This window comes from Saccharothrix variisporea (genome assembly GCF_003634995.1).
Taxonomy (GTDB): domain Bacteria; phylum Actinomycetota; class Actinomycetes; order Mycobacteriales; family Pseudonocardiaceae; genus Actinosynnema; species Actinosynnema variisporeum.
On record NZ_RBXR01000001.1, the window covers coordinates 4,257,564 to 4,272,490 of the forward strand.

At 72.3% G+C, this 14,927-nt stretch carries 11 protein-coding genes; 3 read left to right on the forward strand and 8 right to left on the reverse strand.

Going from position 1 to position 14,927, the window contains the following annotated elements; genetic code table 11:
• Positions 1 to 14 precede the first annotated feature (14 nt).
• Positions 15 to 3,473 carry an ATP-dependent helicase gene (locus DFJ66_RS18805; protein ID WP_121222820.1) on the reverse strand — a complete coding sequence of 1,153 codons (3,459 nt, stop codon included), beginning with the start codon at positions 3,471 to 3,473 and terminating at the stop codon, positions 15 to 17.
• A gap of 64 nt (positions 3,474 to 3,537) precedes the next feature.
• Complete coding sequence (locus DFJ66_RS18810; RefSeq protein WP_121222822.1) at positions 3,538 to 6,699, reverse strand: ATP-dependent helicase; 3,162 nt, start codon at positions 6,697 to 6,699, stop codon at positions 3,538 to 3,540.
• Between the two features lie 150 nt (positions 6,700 to 6,849).
• Between DFJ66_RS18810 and DFJ66_RS18815 the strand changes: the two genes are divergently transcribed.
• Together DFJ66_RS18815 and DFJ66_RS18820 are read left to right on the forward strand one after the other, a co-directional pair.
• A complete protein-coding gene (locus tag DFJ66_RS18815; protein WP_121222823.1) occupies positions 6,850 to 7,803 on the forward strand; it encodes a chitinase in 954 nt (317 codons plus the stop codon).
• A gap of 16 nt (positions 7,804 to 7,819) precedes the next feature.
• Positions 7,820 to 8,146: an MGMT family protein gene (locus tag DFJ66_RS18820; RefSeq protein ID WP_121222825.1), complete on the forward strand. Its 327-nt coding sequence runs from the start codon at positions 7,820 to 7,822 to the stop codon at positions 8,144 to 8,146.
• On the opposite strand, the gene DFJ66_RS18825 is transcribed toward DFJ66_RS18820, so the two are convergent.
• Both DFJ66_RS18825 and DFJ66_RS18830 read right to left on the reverse strand, forming a co-directional pair.
• Positions 8,109 to 8,516 carry a tetratricopeptide repeat protein gene (locus DFJ66_RS18825; RefSeq protein ID WP_246029814.1) on the reverse strand — a complete coding sequence of 136 codons (408 nt, stop codon included), beginning with the start codon at positions 8,514 to 8,516 and terminating at the stop codon, positions 8,109 to 8,111. The two genes, DFJ66_RS18820 and DFJ66_RS18825, sit on opposite strands and share 38 nt — an antisense overlap.
• 2 nt (positions 8,517 to 8,518) lie before the next feature.
• On the reverse strand, positions 8,519 to 9,475 hold the full coding sequence (locus tag DFJ66_RS18830; protein WP_121222827.1) for a pirin family protein: 957 nt from the start codon (positions 9,473 to 9,475) through the stop codon (positions 8,519 to 8,521).
• 232 nt (positions 9,476 to 9,707) lie between these two features.
• On the opposite strand from DFJ66_RS18830, the gene DFJ66_RS42175 reads away from it, so the two are divergent.
• Entirely contained in the window at positions 9,708 to 9,998 is a 291-nt protein-coding gene (locus tag DFJ66_RS42175; protein ID WP_147459305.1) for a hypothetical protein, read from the forward strand.
• 243 nt (positions 9,999 to 10,241) lie between these two features.
• Here DFJ66_RS42175 and DFJ66_RS18835 read toward each other — a convergent pair whose 3' ends face one another.
• The 4 genes from DFJ66_RS18835 to nirB are packed head-to-tail and all read right to left on the reverse strand — an operon-like array spanning position 10,242 to position 14,825.
• Positions 10,242 to 10,910, reverse strand: coding sequence for a sirohydrochlorin chelatase (locus DFJ66_RS18835; RefSeq protein WP_121222829.1), 669 nt, complete (start codon positions 10,908 to 10,910; stop codon positions 10,242 to 10,244).
• Entirely contained in the window at positions 10,907 to 12,022 is a 1,116-nt protein-coding gene (locus DFJ66_RS18840; protein ID WP_121222832.1) for a uroporphyrinogen-III synthase, read from the reverse strand. The genes DFJ66_RS18835 and DFJ66_RS18840 overlap by 4 nt, the downstream gene beginning before the upstream one ends.
• On the reverse strand, positions 12,019 to 12,339 hold the full coding sequence (gene nirD / locus DFJ66_RS18845) for a nitrite reductase small subunit NirD (RefSeq protein ID WP_121222833.1): 321 nt from the start codon (positions 12,337 to 12,339) through the stop codon (positions 12,019 to 12,021). The genes DFJ66_RS18840 and nirD overlap by 4 nt, the downstream gene beginning before the upstream one ends.
• On the reverse strand, positions 12,336 to 14,825 hold the full coding sequence (nirB, locus tag DFJ66_RS18850) for a nitrite reductase large subunit NirB (RefSeq protein WP_121222835.1): 2,490 nt from the start codon (positions 14,823 to 14,825) through the stop codon (positions 12,336 to 12,338). Before nirB ends, nirD begins: the two co-directional genes overlap by 4 nt.
• Positions 14,826 to 14,927 lie beyond the last annotated feature (102 nt).

A 14,927-nucleotide genomic window follows, 5' to 3' on the forward strand; every position in this document is an offset into this window, starting at 1 on the left:
CGGGGCGCGGCGGGCTAGACGGGCACGTTCCTGATCAGGGCGCGGAGGCCGTCGGCGTCCAGCAGGTCGGCGGGGCGCAGTGTGTGGTCGTGGCGGACGTAGTGGAAGGCCGCTCGGACCTTCTCCACCGGGGTCTTCTTCAGGGCCGCCCACGCCAGGCGGTAGGCCGCCAGCTGCACGGACAGCGCCGGTAGCCGTTCCTCGTCGGGGACCGCGCCGGTCTTCCAGTCCACGACGGTCCAGCCGCCGTCGGGGTCGGCGAACACCGCGTCCATCCGGCCGCGCACGGACATCCCGTCGATCTCGGTCTCGAACGGCACCTCGACGTCGTACGGGGTGCGGTCCGCCCACTGGCTCGCCAGGAACGCCTCCTGCAGGCGCTTCAACTCGGTGTCGGGAGCCGCGCCCTCGTCGGCCGCGCCGGGGAGTTCGTCCAGGTCGAGCAGGCGGCTGGCACCGAACCGCTGTTCGAGCCAGGTGTGGAACGCCGTGCCGCGGCGGGCCATCGGGTTGGGCGGGAACGGCAGGGGACGGCGCAGGCGGCGGGCCAGTTGGTCCGGGTCGGCGGCGAGTTCGACCAACTGGCTGACCGACAGGTGGTCGGGGAGCACGACGCGTTCGCGCCGGTCCGCGGCGGCGGCGCGTTCGGCCAGGAGGACGTCGACGTCGCGTGCCCAACCCTCCGGGTCGACCTCGTCCTCTTCCGGTGCGGGTTCCGGTTCCGGTTCGGGTTCCGGCAACGCGGGTTCTTCGACGTCGTAGGGGTCGTCGGGCTCGGGGGGTTCGTCGTCGAAGTCGGGTTCGGGTGGGAGGTCGTAGTCCTCGGGCTCGGGAGGGAGGTCGGGAGGCGGGGCCGGGTCGAGGGTGAGCGGGAGTTCGATTTGCTCCGGAGTCTGCTCGGCCAGGTGGCGGTCCAGGGCGTCGAGGACCAAGCGGGCGCCTTCTGCCACGGCCTCGCGGCGCTTGCCCAAGGGGTCGGCGGGCCAGTGGGCGCTCTTGACCTCGGACGCGAGCGGGTTGGGCTCGTCCTCGGCCGGTGGCGGGGACCAGTGGGCGATGTCGGCGGGCGGGTGGTCGGCCGACAAGACCGCGTCTCGCAGCTCGACCAGGAACGCGGACGGCCCCTTCGGCTTGTCGCCGGTCTCGGCCCACCAGTGGCCGGACACCAGCAGGCAGTGCTCGGCCCGGGTCAGCGCCACGTACAGCAGGCGGCGTTCCTCGACCAGGCGGCGGTCCTCGAAGTCGTCGGCGTGCTTGTCGAGGGCCTCCTCGACCTCCTTGCGGTTCGCGCCCGGCGGGATCCGCAGCTTGGGCAGGTCCTGGGCGTCGCCGCGCAGGTCGGCGGGCAGCTCGGCCACGGCCTTCAGCCAGCACGACGTCTTCTTCCGGCCCGGGAACACGTCCTTCACCACGTGCGGCAAGGCGACGATGTGCCACTCCAGGCCCTTCGCGGAGTGCATGGTCAGCACCTGCACGCGGTTCTCGGCGACCTCCACCTCGCCGGGTTCGAGCCCGTCCTCGGCGTGCTCGGCGGTGTAGAGGTAGTCCAGCAGAGCGGGCAGGGTCGCGGACGGGCTGGCCGCCGCGAAGTCCGCGACGACGTCGGCGAACGCGTCCAGGTGGGCCCGGCCGACGCCACCGGGTCGGGCCATCGCCTCGATGTCGAGCAGGAGGGTGCGCTCGACGTCCGCGACGAGCTCGGGCAGCGGCTGGTCCAACCTCCGGCGCAGGGCCGACAGCTCCGCGCCCAGGCGGCGGATGCGGCGGTAGCCCTCGGCGGAGTACGTGGTCGGGTCGCCGGGGTCGTCCAGCGCGTCGGCGAGGCCCGCCTGTTCGGCGTGCTCACCGGGCAGGGCGTCGGCCAGGACGGCCAGCGGGTCGTCCACGACGGACTGGCGGCTGGGCGACCCGGCCAGGTCACGTGCCCGCGCCCACAAAGCGGCCACGTCCTTGGCGGCGACCCGCCAGCGGGAGCCGGTCAGCAGGCGGGCGGCGGCGGTGCCGGCGAGCGGGTCGACCAGCACGCGCAGCGCGCTGACCAGGTCGCGGACCTCCGGCTCGTCGAGCAGTCCGCCGAGCCCGACGACCTCGACGGGCAGGCCGCGTTCACGCAGGGCGGCGGCGATGGGCGCCATGTCGGCGCGGCGGCGGACCAGGACGGCGGCGGTGGGCGGTTCGTCGCTTTCGTCCAGGTGCGCTTCCCACTGGGCGGCGACGGTGTCGGCCATCCAGTCCAGCTCGGCGCGGACCGTGTCGAACAAGCCGATCCGGACGTCACCGGGTCCGGCACCGGGGCGGGCGCGCAGCTCGTCCACGTCCAGACCGGAAGCGCGCAGGGGCGCGGAGACCGCGTTGGCCAGGGCCAGGACTTCGGGCGGGTTGCGGAAGCTCGTGAGCAGGCCGTACTTGCGGGCGGGCGGGAAGTCCTGGACGAACCGGGGCAGGTTGGCTGCCGACGCGCCGCGCCAGCCGTAGATGGCCTGCGCCGGGTCGCCCACGGAGGTGACGGCCATCGGCTCGCCCCGGCCGAACAGGGCGCGCAGCAGGACGCGCTGGGCGTGGCCGGTGTCCTGGTACTCGTCGAGCAGGACCGCGCCGTAGCGCTCACGTTCGCCCTGCGCGACCTCCGGGTACTGGTCGGCGAGGCGGGCGGCGAGGGACATCTGGTCGGCGAAGTCCATCGCCGCTTCCCGGCGCTTGCGGACCTGGTACGCCTCCAGCAGCGGGAGCAGGTTCACCCGCAGGCGCTGGGCGTTGACGACGTCCTTCAGCTTCTCGGGCAGGCCGTCGCGTTGGCGGGCGGTCTTGGGCGCGGACTCGATGACCCGCGTCAACCAGTCGGCGTGCTTGCGCAGGTCCTGCGGGTCCACGAGGTGTTCGCCGAGTTCACCGGCCAGGGCGAGCAGGTAGCCGGTGATCGTGGGCGGGATCTTGTCGGTGTCGATGTCCTCGGCCCACGTGGACACGACCCGGTGGGCGAGCTGCCAGGACGCGGTCTCGGTGAGCAGGCGGACGCCGGGTTCGACGGGCAGGCGCAGGCCGTGCTCGCCGACCAGGCGGCCCGCGTAGGCGTGGTAGGTCAGGATGACCGGTTCGGCGGTCAGGACGGCGGCCCGGCGTTCGCCGCTGGGGTCGAGGCGGTCCAGCAGCGGTGACCCGCCCAGGCGGCGCAGGCGGGCGCGGACGCGGTCGGACAGCTGGCGGGCGGCCTTGCGGGTGAAGGTCAGGCCCAGGACGCGGTCGGGGGTGACGAAGCCGTTGGCGACCAGGTAGACGACCCGGGCGGCCATGGTCTCCGTCTTGCCCGCGCCGGCACCCGCGACGACCAGGGCCGGCGCGGTGGGTGCGGCGATGACGGCGGCCTGCTCGGGGGTGGGCTTGGGCAGGCCGAGCGCTTCGGCGACCTCGAACGGGCTGGCGAGCTCTGCCCGCTCGTCCGCTCGTCGTCCACCCGGCGCCACCACGCCCTGCATTCTCCGACTCCGGTCGGACGAATCTTCGGCGACCCGCAGCAACGGCCGGGACGAGTGGGTGTGCTCACTGGCTCACCTGCCGGCCCGAGGGGTGGATGGGGCAGGTCGTGCGGGCCGGGCAGCGGTCGCAGTCGGAGTTCTCCACGGCCGTGTAGGACGGCCCCACGCTGGAGCCGGCCGCGGCTTGGACGGCCTCCAGCCAGACGCGAACGCCCTGCTCGTCCAGCGGGGCCTGCTCCAGTTCGGTGGCGCCGGTCTTCTTGTTCTCCTTCGCCACGTACAGCAGCCGCGCGCCGCCCGGGTCGGTGCCCAGGCCCAGGTGGGTGAACCCGCCGAGGGACGTGGCCAGCTGGTAGACCGCCAACTGCGGGTGCTGCCGGGCTTCTTCCCTGGTCACCGGGGACTTGCCGGTCTTGAGGTCGATCACCACCGGGCGGCCTTCGCGGTCGGTCTCCAGGCGGTCGACCCGGCCCCGGACCCGCAGCCACGGCCCACCCTCCTGCTTGGGCACCTCCACGTTGATCTCGTGCTCCACCGCGACCTGCGTCAACTGGTCCCGGCTGGCGGCCAGCCAGGTGAGGAAGGTGTCGAGCATCTTCTCCACGCGCAGGCGTTCCCGGCGGGAGAACCAGGGCGCGCCGGCGTCCACGGCGGACCACGCCTCGGCCAGCTTGGCGCGGAGTTCCTTCTCGTCGGCACCGGTCGCGGCGGCTTGGGCGAGGGCGTGGACGAGCGTTCCGGTGACCGACGCCAGTTCGGCCGGGTCCTGGCCGCCGTGGCGTTCCACCACCCACCGGAGAGGGCACTTGGACAGCACCTCCACTGTGGAGGGCGACACGCTGACCGTGTGCTCCTCTGTCCACAGAGGATCGTCGGTGGTCACCTCGGCCAAGCCGTACCAGGAATCCGGGTGCGCGCCCGGGACACCGGCCGCCGCCAAGCGCGCCAACTGGGTCGCCGCACGCGTGCGCCGGTCCTCGGTCTCGTCGTCGGAGCACACGACCCGCCGCAACTCCCCCACGAGCTCAGCCAGCACCAGGCCGCGTTCCGGTGTGAAGGTGGGGCGCTCGGGCTGGTCGGTGGACAGCTCCTCGATCTCGTCCAGGAACCGCGACGGCTGCTCGTCCTCCCCGCGCACGGCGCTGACCAGCAATGTCCGCCGCGCCCGGCTGACGGCGACCAGCAGCAGCCGGCGCTCCTCGGCCAGCAGTGGCGCGACGGCGGACACCTCGTCGCCCACGCCGGCGAGCGTGTCGACCATCCGCTCCACGCCCAGCAGCGAGCCGCGCAGGCGCAGGTCCGGCCAGCTGCCCTCCTGCACGCCGGGAACCGCCACCACGGTCCACTCCCGACCGGCCGACGCGTGCGCGGTCAGCACGGTCACCGCCTCGCCCACCGGGGCGGACGCGGCCAGCGTGTCGCCCACGATCTCCTGCGCGGCCAGGTAGTCCGCGAACCCCTCGGCACCGGCACCGGGGAGCCGGTCCACGTACTTGGCCGCCGCCTCGAACAGGCCCACGATCGCGTCCAGGTCGCGGTCGGCCTGCATGCCGGACGTGCCGTGCCGGGCGGACTGCGCGACCCAGCGGTTCTCCAGCCCGGTGGCCTGCCACAGGTCCCACAGCACCTGCTCGACGCTCTGCCCCTCGTCGATCCCCTTGCGCGCCTTGCGCAACAGGCCGGACACGCGCCGCGCGGGCATGGCCTCGGCGTCCTCCAGCGCGGCCAGCCGGTCGTCGGCCTCGATCACCTCGACCAGCAGCTCACCGCTGGGCCGGTCGCCGCCGGCGGCCATCTCCAGCCGGCGCAGGCCGCGCCGCAACCGCCGCAACGCCAACGGGTCCGCGCCACCCAGCGGTGACGCCAGCAGCATGGCCGCCGTGTCCTCGTCCAACGTCCCCGGCGCCGCGGCACACCGCAGCAGGGCCAGGAACGGCGCCACGGCGGGCTGTTGCGCCAACGGCAGCTCGTCGGTCGGCACCGCCACCGGCACGCCCGCCGCCAGCAACGCCCGTTGCAGCACCGGCAGCGACCGGCTGGTGGACCGCGCGATCACGGCCATCTCCGACCACGGCACCCCGTCGATCAGGTGCGCCCGCCGCAACTGGTCGGCCACCCAGCTCGCCTCCTGCGCGCCGGACGCGAACAGCCGCACCTGCACGTGCCCCGATCCGTCGACGGGCAGGACGTCCCGGGTCGGCGACGTGCCGGGCAGCCGCAGGGACAGCCGTCGCACCGCGTCCCGGATCTCCGGCGCCATCCGGTGGCTCTGCCGCAGCACGACGGTGGGCCAGTCCGTGTCGGCCAGCAGCACCGGGTCCGCGCCGCGGAAGGAGAACACGGCCTGGTCCGGGTCGCCCGCCAGCACGAACTCCTGCGCCGCACCGCCCAACCGGGAGATGAACTCGAACTGGAGCGGGTCGAGGTGCTGCGCGTCGTCCACCAGCAGGTGCCGGACCCGGCGCTGCTCACCCAGCAGCACGTCCGGCTCCGTGTCGAACGCCAGCAGCGCGCTGCCCACCAGCTCCGCCGCGTCGTAGGACGCCGCCAGCCCCTGCCCCGCCCCGGCCAGCAGGCTGACCTGCTCGTACTGGATCGCGAACAGCCCGGCCGCCACCCACTCGTCCCGGCCCTGCGCCCGGCCCAGCTCGACCAGGTCCTCCGGGGCCAACCCGCGCTCGGTGGCGCGCAGCAGCAGGTCGCGCAGCTCCTGGGCGAACCCGGGCAGCGCCAACGCCGGCCGCAGCCGCTCGGGCCACTTCCGCGCGCCCATGCTCACGTCACCGGCCAGCAGCTCGCGCACCACCGCGTCCTGCTCCGGACCGGACAGCAGCCGGGGCGCGGGGTCCCCCGCCTGCACGGCCTGCGCCCGCAGCACCGCGTACGCGTAGGAGTGCACGGTTCTGACCAGCGGTTCCTGCGTGGTCGGCAGCACCTCGCCCTCGGCGCTGCTGGTGAGCAGCCGGGTGATGTGGGCGCGCAGGGACACCGCCGCCCGCCGGTTCGGTGTCAGCACCAGGATGCGTTCCGGGTGCACCCCGCCCCGGCGCACCCGGTCGGCCACGACCTCCGCGAGCAGCTCGGTCTTGCCCGTGCCGGGGCCGCCGAGCACCCGCAGCGGCCCACCGGCGTGGTCGAACACCGCGCGCGCGGGCGCGTCCCAGTGGCGCTCGGGGCGGTCCTCCCGCACCCGGCGCACCAGCAACGGAGCCCGGTTGTGTGCCACGTGCCGATGGAACCACGACCCACCGACAATCCCGGCGCACCCCCTTTTGTACGAGGTCTTGACAAACTCAGTGGTCCAGTCCACTTTGGGACCCGACCGGAGCCGTCCCCTCCGCCGCCGGACGGCTCCTCCCTGCGGTCTGGAGGAACGATGAAACCCTTGCGGCGGTTGACGATCGCGCTCACCGCGGGCGTCGCGGCGATGGCCCTGGCCCCGGTCGCGGAGGCCGCGCCGAACCCCGTCCTCGCGTCCCCTTACCTGTACCAGTGGGGCAACAAACCCGATCCGGTGAACGTCATGAACGCCACCGGCGTGAAGACCTTCACGCTCGCGTTCGTCCTGTCCGACGGCGGCTGCAACCCCGCGTGGGACGGCTCACGGTCGCTGACCGGCTCGGACGCCACGCTGATCCGCACCATCCGCGCGGCCGGCGGCGACGTGATCCCGTCGTTCGGCGGCTGGTCCGGCCGCAAGCTCGGCCAGTACTGCTCGTCGGCCTCCGCGCTCGCCGGGGCCTACCAGAAGGTGATCAACGCCTACCAGCTCAAGGCGATCGACATCGACATCGAGGCCGCCGAGTTCGAGAACGCCACCACGCAGGACCGCGTCCTGGGCGCGCTGAAGATCGTCAAGCAGAACAACCCCGGCGTCCGCACGGTGATCACCATGCCCACCGACCGGTCCGGCCCCAACAGCTGGGGAAAGCGCCTGATCACCCGCGCCAAGGAACTGGGCGCTCCGATCGACGTGTGGTCGGTGATGCCGTTCAACTTCGGCGGGCCCAGCGACCTCGTCGCCGCGACCAAGTCGTCCGTGGACGGCCTGAAGAACCACGTCAAGGCCACGTTCGGACTCACCGACGACGCCGCCTACCGGCGCAGCGGCCTGTCCTCGATGAACGGCGTCACCGACACCGGCGAGACCGTCACCACGGCCCAGTTCCGGTCCATGCGCGACTGGGCGGCGAGCAAGCACCTGGCCCGCTTCACGTTCTGGGCCACCAACCGGGACCGGGGCAACTGCGGCGGTTCCACGTCCGACTGCTCCGGGACGAACCAGGGCACCTGGGACTTCACCAGGGTCGTGGCCGGCTACACGGGCTGAGTGGAATCCTTGGCCGGTGGATGAAGAGCTGCACGAGTTGGTCCGCGAGGTGGTGCGGTCGATCCCCCGCGGACGCGTGGCCACCTACGGCGACGTCGCCGACCTGTCCCGCGCCCCGTCACCCCGGCTGGTCGGCCAGGTCCTGAACCAGGACGGGCACGACCTGCCGTGGCACCGGGTGCTGCGCGCCAACGGCACGTGCGCCCCGCACATCGCCGACGAGCAGTTGCAACTGCTGCGCGAGGAAGGCGTGGTGGCCGACAACGGGAAGGTCAACCTGCGCACGTACCGCTGGGAAGAGGCCGTCAAGGAGAAGGAGGAGGAGCCGCCGGGCCTGTGGTGACCCGCGCGGCGACCCGCTCGACCTCGGCGTCCACCTCGGGGTCCCGGGTCAGCGCGGCGGCCAGGCGCAGCTGCGGCAACGCCTCGGCGTGCCGACTCTGCCGGGACAGCGTGCGGCCCAGCAGCAGCCGGGTGTAGCCGTCGGACGGGTCGAGGTCGACCAGCGTGCGCAACACGACCTCGGCCCGGCCGAGCGCGGCGGACTGGAAGTGCGCCAGCGCCAGCTCGGTCAGCACCGTCCGGTCGGTCGGCACGCGCTCGGCCGCCTCCGCGAGGAAGCGCGCGGCACCGCTCGGGTCACCGGCGGCCCGGAACTCGCGCCCCTTGTCCAGCAGCTCCCGGACGTCGGTCAGCTCTCGGATGTCGGTCATCGTCAGACCTCCTCGTCCGCCGGGCTCACGTGCGGCACGTGGGTCCGGCCCAGTCGCCCGGCCTGGAAGTCCTCAATCGCGTCGAGGATCTCCCGGCGGGTGTTCATCACGAACGGCCCGTACCGGGCCACCGGCTCGTTCAGGGGCAGCCCGCCCAGGACGAGCACGTCCCAGGTGGTGTCGGCCCGCATGGTCACCGCCGACCCGTGCCCGAACACCGCCAACCGCCCTTCTTCCAGCGGACGCCGCTCCGCCCCGACGGTCCCCCGCCCGGACAGCACGTAGACCAGGGCGTTGAAGTCCTCCGGCCACGGCAGCGCGAGGCGGGCACCGGCGCTGAGCGTCGCGTGCAGGTAGGTGATCGGCGTGTAGGTCATGCCCGGTCCGCGGTAGCCCGCCACGTCGCCGGCGATCACCCGGACCAGCGCGCCACCGTCGTCGCTGGAGAGCAGGACGGCGTCACGCGCCTTGATGTCCTGGTAGCGCGGCGGGGTCCACTTGGCGGCCTTGGGCAGGTTCACCCAGAGCTGGACGCCGTGGAACAGGCCACCTTTGGCCACCATCTCCTGCGGCGGCAACTCGCTGTGCAGGACTCCGCTGCCGGCTGTCATCCATTGGGTCGCCCCATCGGTGATCAGACCGCCGCCACCGGTCGAGTCCTGGTGCTCGAAGGCCCCGTCGATCATGTAGGTGACGGTCTCGAACCCGCGGTGCGGGTGCCAGGGCGCACCCTTGGCCTCACCCGGCCCGTACTCGACGGCACCCATGTGGTCGAGCAGGAGGAAGGGGTCGGCCAGCGCGAGGTCCACGCCGGGGAAGGGCCGCCGGACCTGGAAGCCCTCACCCTCGAAGAACTTCTGCGCCTGGACCACCTTCCGCACCGGACGCCAGGCCGTGGCGGCTTCGGGCAGCTCGTGCAGGCGGGGCAGGGTCAGGGTGTCTGCGGTGATGGCGGGCATCACTGCCTCCTTCGGCGGGACCACCGGGCTCGGGGTCGCTCAGCCGGTCCAACCTTGTTGAAGGCTCAACTATTCCCACCCCACCGCAACCCACCAGGACCACCCACCCCGACCACCGGCGCGCGCAGCGCGTGCTTTTCGATGGGCTGCCGCGCGGCACCACCCTGCCTGGGCTTCTTGCTTGTGTCATCCCCGTATGGCCTGCCCGAAGGGCTACCACAGATTTCCCCGGGTGCAGCCGAAAGTTTTTGCGAGGAACGAGCAAAAAGTTTTAGCGGCACCCGGGGAAATCTGTGGTAGGCTCCGCCAGGCCATACGGGGATGGCACAAGCAAGAAGCCCCCGCCCTTTCTCTTGTGTCCATCCTTGGCGGCCTGCCCGCCGGCGAGGCTCTTTCTCTTTTCGCTTTTCGCTTTTCGCTTTTCGCTTTTCAAGATCTTCAAGCAGAACGCTTCGCTCTCAAGCCGAACGCGCTGCGCGCTCTCAAGATCAAAAGCGGCTGGGAGACCACCGATGGGGGGTGAAGGGCGTCGGTTCCCCCACCGCATGGCCTGGCGGAGCCAACCACAGATTTCCCGGGGTGCCGCTAAAACTTTTTGCTCGTTCCTCGCAAAAACTTTCGGCTGCACCCCGGGAAATCTGTGGTAGCCCTTCGGGCAGGCCATACGGTGGGGGAACCGAGGCCCTCCACTTGTGGTGCGACCACAGCGCGCTGCGCGCGCCGAAAAGCACGCGCTGCGCGCGTTGAAAAGCTGTTCGTGCGGTTTCTATGCGACGTCTTCCAGGCATCTGGCCTGGTAGTACCGCAACAGCACGGCCTCCACCACTCGTAGGTGGGCACCGATGGGGGCTGCCACCACGGCCGCGCCCGACTCCGCCACCGCGCGGTGGAACAGGCCCGGCGCGAGCAGCCACGACGCCACTGCCACCCGGCCCGGTGTGGCGGCGACCACGTCGGAGATGTGCGGCGACGCGGTGGCCGCGTAGCCGACCTGGACTGGGCCGCCGACGCGGCGGGACAGGGCCTGGGCCACCTTGCGGACCTCGCTCAGCGCTCGCTCGTCGGACGAGCCGGCCGCTGCCAGCACCACCGAGTCGCCGGGCTGCCAGCCGGCCTCCTCCAGCCGTGCGACCACGGCGGGCAGGAGAGCAGGGCCGATGGGCGCGGTCACGGTCACGTCGGGGTGGCCGGAGGCCGCGATCTGAGCGGGGATGTCCACCCGCACGTGGTACCCGGCCGCCAGGAAAGCCGGCACGACGACCGCCGGGCCGGGCACGTCCCGCAAAACAGCCGTCACGTCGGGCTGTCGGACATCGGCGTAAGCCACTCGCACCGGAACGCCGCCCAAGCGCGACCGCACCAGGGCAGCGATCTCCTCCACGACCACGGCACCGGCGGGGTCACGGGTGCCGTGCGCCACGAGAACCAACGTCATACCGCGACTCCAGCGGGGTCCATGGCCAATCGGTAGCCGCGCTTCACGACCGTCGTCACCATCCGGGGCTCGCCCAACGCCGTCCGCAGGCGGCCGATCGCGGTTTCCACCGCGTGTTCCTCGCCGCCGCTGGGCAGGGCCGCCAGCAGTTCGCGGCGGGACACGACCCGGCCGCGGGCCGCCGCCAGGACGCGCAGCACGGCCATCGGGGCGGGCGCGACCGGGCGGAGTTCGCCGTCCACCACGACCGCCTGGCCGCGCAGTTCGATGTCCCGGCCGGCGATGCGCAACCGGGTGGCGCGGGCGGGCAACGCCAAGGTCAGTTCGCGGGCGAGGGCACCGATCCGCGCCCTGGCGGGCTGGACGACGGGCACGCCGGCCGCGACCAACGGGCCGGCGGTGATCGAGCCGACCCCGACCACCAGCACATCGGACCTCAGGACGCCCACCAGCTCCTTGTACCGACCGGTCGCCGAGGCCATCTTGAGGAGGTTCGCCGCCGCCGGCGCGCTGGTGAAGGTCAGGGCGTCGACCTGACGAGCCAGGACCGCGTCCAGCAACCGGTCCAAGGGGCCGCTGTCCACCGGACCCGTCCACCGGTACACCGACACCGGCACGACCTCCGCCCCGGCCGCCTCCAGCGCGGACACGAAGTCGGGCAGCGGTTCGCCGTGCTGCTGCACCGCGATCCGCTTGCCCGCCACGCCCATCCGGATCAGGTGGTCCAGGAGCTCGGCGTTGCTCTCGCCCTCGGGGGACCACGCCTCGACCAGGCCCGCCGCCCGCACCGCACCGCGCGCCTTGGGGCCGCGGGCCATCACCTGCGCCCCGGACAAGCGGTTGAGCAGGCGCGCCGCCAGGCCCCAGCCCTCCGCCGCCTCCACCCAGCCCCGGAAGCCGATGCCGGTGGTGGCGACGACGACGTCCAGCGGCTGCTCGACCACCTCGCGGGTGGCGGCGAGCAGTTCGGCGTCGTCGGGCAGGGGCACGATCCGGATGGCCGGACCGTGCACCACCGTCGCGCCCTTGCGCTCGAGCAGCGCCGTCAGTTCGTCGGCCCGCCGGGCGGCGGTCACTCCGACCGTGTACCCGGCCAGCGGGGCGGCGTTCACGGGGACCCGACCTGGACGATCCCGTCGGCCACGCGGACCGGGTGGACCGGGACGGCGGTGGACGGGTCGTCCAGGCACTTGCCGGTGCTCAGCTCGAACGCCTGCTTGTAGACCGGCGACACCACCACCGGCACGCCGCCCCGGTCGCCGACGATGCCCCGGGACAGCACGGCGGCGCCGCTGAACGGGTCGATGTTGCCCAGCGCGTGCACCTGGCCGTCGTGGGTGAGGAAGACGGCGACCTGGGTGCCGTCGGGCAGCAGCGCGGCCACCCCGCGCTCCGGCTGCAACGCGCTCAACTCGCACACGGGTGTCATCGGACGACCTCCGGAATCCCCAACAGGACAGGAACCTTCTGACCGCGTTCCTCGCGGAAGGAAATCGTCGGGTCGGGCGTGCCGGGCGCGTTCACGAACGAGGTGAACCGGGCCAGCTTCTCCGGGTCCTCCAGCACGCCACGCCACTCGTCGGCGTAGTTGTCCACGTGCTTGGCCATCGCGGCCTCCAGGTCGGCGCAGATGCCGAGGCTGTCGTCCACGATCACCGCCTTCAGGTGGTCCAACCCGCCTTCGAGGCTCTCGATCCAGGTCGACGTGCGCTGCAACCGGTCCGCGGTGCGGATGTAGAACATCAGGAACCGGTCGATCAGCTTGATCAGCGTTTCGGTGTCCACATCGGACGCCAGCAGGTCGGCGTGCCGGGGCGTGAAGCCGCCGTTGCCGCCCACGTACAGGTTCCAGCCCTTCTCGGTGGCGATGATGCCGAAGTCCTTGCCGCGGGCCTCGGCGCACTCGCGCGCGCACCCGGACACGGCGGACTTGAGCTTGTGCGGCGACCGCAGACCCCGGTAGCGCAGCTCCAGCTCGATCGCCAGGCCCACCGAGTCCTGCACGCCGTAGCGGCACCACGTGGTGCCCACGCAGGACTTCACCGTGCGCAGCGCCTTGCCGTAGGCGTGGCCGGACTCGAAACCGGCGTCCACCAGCCGCTTCCAGATCTGCGGCAGCTGGTCCACGGTCGCGCCGAACAGGTCGATCCGCTGGCCGCCGGTGATCTTGGTGTACAGGCCGAAGTCCCGCGCCACCTCGCCGATGACGATGAGCTTCTCCGGCGTGATCTCGCCGCCGGGGATGCGCGGCACGACGGAGTAGGTGCCGTTGCGCTGGAGGTTGGCCAGGAAGCGGTCGTTGGTGTCCTGCAACACCGCCTGCTCGCCTTCCAGCACGTGCCCGTTGTCCAGCGACGCGAGGATGGAGGCGACGGCGGGCTTGCACAGGTCGCAGCCGCGCCCGCGGCCGTACCGGGAGATCAGCTCGGTGAAGGTGGTGATGCCGGTCACCCGCACGATCTCGAACAGCTCCGCGCGGGACTGCTCGAAGTGCTCGCACAGCGCCTTGGACTGCTCGACACCGCACTCCGACAGCAGCTTCTTCAGCATCGGCACGCACGAACCGCAGCCCGTGCCGGCCTTGGTGCACGCCTTGATGCCCGGCACGTCCACGGCCTCGCCGGTGGAGATGACGTCCACGATGTGCTGCTTGGTCACCGCGTGGCACGAGCACACCTGGGCGTCGTTGGGCAGCGACAGCTCCACGCCCCCGGCCGGCCCGATCAGCGACACCGGGTCGCCGGGCACGGGACGCCCGACCAGCGGGCGCAGCACCGGGTACTTCGACGCGTCGCCGACCAGGATGCCGCCCAGCAGCGTCTTCGCGTCGTCGGACACCACGACCTTGGCGTACGTCCCGGCGACGGCGTCGTTGACCACGACCTCCAGCGCGCCTTCGGTCTGGGCGTGCGCGTCGCCGAACGACGCCACGTCCACGCCCAGCAGCTTCAGCTTGGTCGAGGTGTCCGCGCCGGGGAACTCGGCGGTGCCGCCGAGCAGCCGGTCGGCCACCACCTCGGCCATCGAGTAGCCGGGGGCGACCAGGCCGTACACCACGCCGCCGATGTTGGCGCACTCGCCGATGGCGTAGATGTCGGGGTCCGAGGTCCGGCACGCCGAGTCCACGACGATGCCGCCGCGCTCGCCCACCGCCAGGTCGAACTCGCGGGCGAGCTGGTCGCGCGGCCGGATGCCCGCCGAGAACACGACGACGTCCAGGTCCAGCTCGGTGCCGTTGGACAGCTTGGCGATCAGGCGGTCGCCGTCGCGCTCGATGGAGGACGCCGACGTGCCGGTGTGCACGGTCAGGTCCAGCTTCTCCACCAGTCTGCGCAGCAGCCCGGCGCCGCCCTCGTCCACCTGCAACGGCATCAGGCGCGGGCCGAGTTCGACCACGTGCGGGGAGATCCCCATGCCGCGCAACGCGTTCGCGGCTTCGAGGCCGAGCAGGCCGCCACCGAGCACCATGCCCGCGTGCCGGCCGGACGAGTGCGCGCTCTCGACCGTGGCCCGGATCGCGTCCAGGTCCTCGATCGTGCGGTACACGTGGCACCCGGGCAGGTCGCGGCCGGGGACCGGCGGCACGAACGGCACCGACCCGGTGGCCAGCACCAGCGCGTCGTAGGACTGCGCCCGGCCGGACATGCTCCGGACGACCTTGTTGTCCCGGTCGATGTGCACGACCAGGTCGTTCAGGTTCAGCTCGACCATCGGGTCTTCGTGCGGCGCGAGGCTCAGCGTCTCCGCGTCCCAGGTGTCCACGTAGGACGACAGTGCGACACGGTCGTAGGCGGGACGCCCCTCCTCGGCGAACACGACGATCCGCCACTGGTCGGTCACGTCCTTCTCGCGCAGCGCCTGCACGAGACGGTGTCCGACCATGCCGTGACCGACGACAACCAGCGTTCGCGTCATGGGACCATTCCTTCCTCTTGCCCAGCTATGCTCACCGGGCACCGTGTCGTGACAAGGTCGCGAATGTTGCGCAGGTGTTAAAGCAGCCTCACGCCGCACGTC

What these genes read in the sequence shown, in the direction of transcription:
- DFJ66_RS18815 (WP_121222823.1), top strand. Translation starts at nt 6,850, where the DNA reads ATGAAACCCTTGCGGCGGTTGACGATCGCGCTCACCGCGGGCGTCGCG.
- nirD (WP_121222833.1), bottom strand. Translation starts at nt 12,339, where the DNA reads ATGACACCCGTGTGCGAGTTGAGCGCGTTGCAGCCGGAGCGCGGGGTG.
- DFJ66_RS18805 (WP_121222820.1), bottom strand. Translation starts at nt 3,473, where the DNA reads ATGCAGGGCGTGGTGGCGCCGGGTGGACGACGAGCGGACGAGCGGGCA.
- DFJ66_RS18825 (WP_246029814.1), bottom strand. Translation starts at nt 8,516, where the DNA reads ATGACCGACATCCGAGAGCTGACCGACGTCCGGGAGCTGCTGGACAAG.
- DFJ66_RS18830 (WP_121222827.1), bottom strand. Translation starts at nt 9,475, where the DNA reads ATGCCCGCCATCACCGCAGACACCCTGACCCTGCCCCGCCTGCACGAG.
- DFJ66_RS18835 (WP_121222829.1), bottom strand. Translation starts at nt 10,910, where the DNA reads ATGACGTTGGTTCTCGTGGCGCACGGCACCCGTGACCCCGCCGGTGCC.
- nirB (WP_121222835.1), bottom strand. Translation starts at nt 14,825, where the DNA reads ATGACGCGAACGCTGGTTGTCGTCGGTCACGGCATGGTCGGACACCGT.